2 protein-coding genes are annotated in these 2,234 nt (G+C 64.5%); one reads left to right on the top strand and one right to left on the bottom strand.

What is annotated here, in order from left to right; translation table 11 throughout:
* The coding region (locus BQ7477_RS12280; RefSeq protein WP_234968665.1) for a PTS sugar transporter subunit IIA at positions 1-533 on the top strand (533 nt) is incomplete at its 5' end.
* 834 nt (positions 534-1,367) lie between these two features.
* On the opposite strand, the gene BQ7477_RS03645 is transcribed toward BQ7477_RS12280, so the two are convergent.
* Positions 1,368-2,222, bottom strand: coding sequence for an IS3 family transposase (locus BQ7477_RS03645; protein WP_073982846.1), 855 nt, complete (start codon positions 2,220-2,222; stop codon positions 1,368-1,370).
* Between the last annotated feature and the right edge of the window lie 12 nt (positions 2,223-2,234).

The raw sequence follows: 2,234 nt of genomic DNA, 5'->3' as shown, positions 1-2,234 counted from the left end.
TTGCGGCCCCTGCCGCCGCCCCGGCTGCAGCCGCCGCCCCAGCCGCGTCCTTCTCAGAGGAAGCCAAGGCTGACCTCTCCGTCGCCTCGCCCCTCGCGGGCACCGCGATTCCGCTCGAGCAGGTCAAGGATGAGTCTTTCGCCAAGGGCATGCTCGGCCCCGGCATCGGTATCGAGCCCGCCGACGGCCTCGTCGTGGCGCCGTTCGACGGCACCGTGACCGTCGCCTTCCCGACCGGTCACGCCTACGGCCTCAAGTCCGCCTCTGGCGTCCAGGTCCTCATTCATGTTGGTATGGACACCGTCAAGCTGGACGGCAAGGGCTTCACGCCTCACGTCTCCAAGGGCGACGTCGTGCGCCGCGGCGACGTGCTCGCCGAGGTCGACCTCGACGTGATCCGCGAAGCCGGCTACGAGACCATCACGCCCGTCGTCGTGACGAACAAGAAGAAGTTCGGCGCTGTCACGCCGCTCGCGAGCGGGCAGGTCCAGCGCGGCGACGCGCTGCTCGACGTGGCTCCTAAGGAGGCCTGAGCCTTCCGGGGGTTATTTCCGACAACGCGGGTGGGCGGCATCAGCAGTGCTGGTGCCGCCCACCCGTTTTTATTGCCTGTGGCGTCGGACGCGTGTTGCGTCATGCCTAGGTTCTCTCGGTTCTAGTGTTGTTGCCCGGGGGAGCATTCTCGGGCGGCGGGCGGCGAGAAGCCGACGCTGCCCGCACCGGTCGTGTTGCCCGGGGGAGCATTCTCGGGCGGCGGGTGGTGGGAGGTGTTGGTATGCGTCGGGTGGTGGGAGGTGTCGGTATGAGGCGGGTGGTGGGAGGTGTTGGTATGCGGCGGGTGGCCGCCGGCGTGTGGTGCCGATGCTGTCGGCCGGACAGCCTGGGACCTACTCACTGTGGCTGCTACTAGCCCTCCCTGCGGGTTCCCACAATTTCGCATGCAATTCCCCTGTGAGTATTTCAAGGATTGAAAATGAGTCGTTGGTATTTCGCGGTTTTTGTGTCGGCGCGGAATGTGATGCAGAGGAATTGCATGCGAAATGTAGGGGAGGATGCCGACGGTGACGATGAGAGGGGCCTGACGAGGGGCCGGCAGCACTTCGCGCTCGCGGTAGGTGTCCCAGGGGGGCCTGACGAGTGGCCTGACGAGGAGGCTGGAGAGGTGCAGGCAGCTGGACCCTTCAGGTGGTGGTGTTAACCCGCTCATGCGCAGCTGGGCCCTACTAGTGGAGCGTGGGCCGGGGTGCCCACGCTCCACTGAGCGGGTTAACGTGCGCATTGAAGGGTTAAAGTGGCCACCTCAGGGGTGAATGTGCGCAGCGCCGACGCGATGTGTGTGTCAAGTCCCGGGTTTTGTGGAGGCTTGTTTAGGCCGCTTCCTTTCGTGTTGTTGTGTGTTGGTTTTCTGCTTGTTGTGGTGTGATGCCGCCCAGGGCGAGGTGGGGGCGGCGGGTGTTGTACCAGTGGACCCAGGCGGCGGTTTCGCGTTCGACCTCGCTCCGATCGCGCCAGGGGCCGGCGTAGCCGGGGCGCGCCTCGTTGTAGATGAGTTCTGCTTTGTACAAGGAGTTCAAGGCTTCGGCCAGGGCGTTGTCGTAGGAGTCACCGGTTGAACCCACCGACGCTACTGCCTGGCATCGGGCGAGAGCTTGCCCGTAGCGCACGTCGCGGTATTGGACGCCTCGGTCGGAGTGGTGCACGAGCCCACGAGTGTCTATATCATCGCGGCGACGTTGGTAGATCGCCATGTTCAACGCGTCCAGGGCCAGGTCAGTACGCAGCGAGGACGCGACCTTCCAGCCCAGGATTTTACGAGAGCACACGTCGGTGACGAAGGAGACGTAGACCCAGCCAGCCTGGGTTGGCACGTAGGTGATGTCCGCGACCCACAACTCGTTGAGATCACGGGCCCCAAAATGCCGATTGACCAGATCCAAGGGGCATGCATGGCGCGGCGCTGAAGCCGTGACATGGCGGGTCCGACGCCGACTCACACCACGAATGCCCATACGCCGCATCAGTCTCTCGACCGTGCACCGCGCCACATATCCCACGCCCAACTCGTGAGTGTTGAGGAAGGCGTGCATTTTGCGCACCCCGAACACACAGTAGTTCTCCTCCCACACGCGTCTGATCACGTCTGTGAGCGCCTCGTCGCGCACGCTGCGCGCCGACAAGGGGCGCGCCCGAGCGGCGTAATAACTACTGGGAGCAACCCGCACCCCTAACTGGGA

Source organism: Actinomyces bouchesdurhonensis (assembly GCF_900128465.1).
Taxonomy (GTDB): domain Bacteria; phylum Actinomycetota; class Actinomycetes; order Actinomycetales; family Actinomycetaceae; genus Pauljensenia; species Pauljensenia bouchesdurhonensis.
The sequence above is the reverse complement of the archived record's forward strand: the minus strand, read 5'-3'. Positions and strand labels throughout refer to the sequence as shown.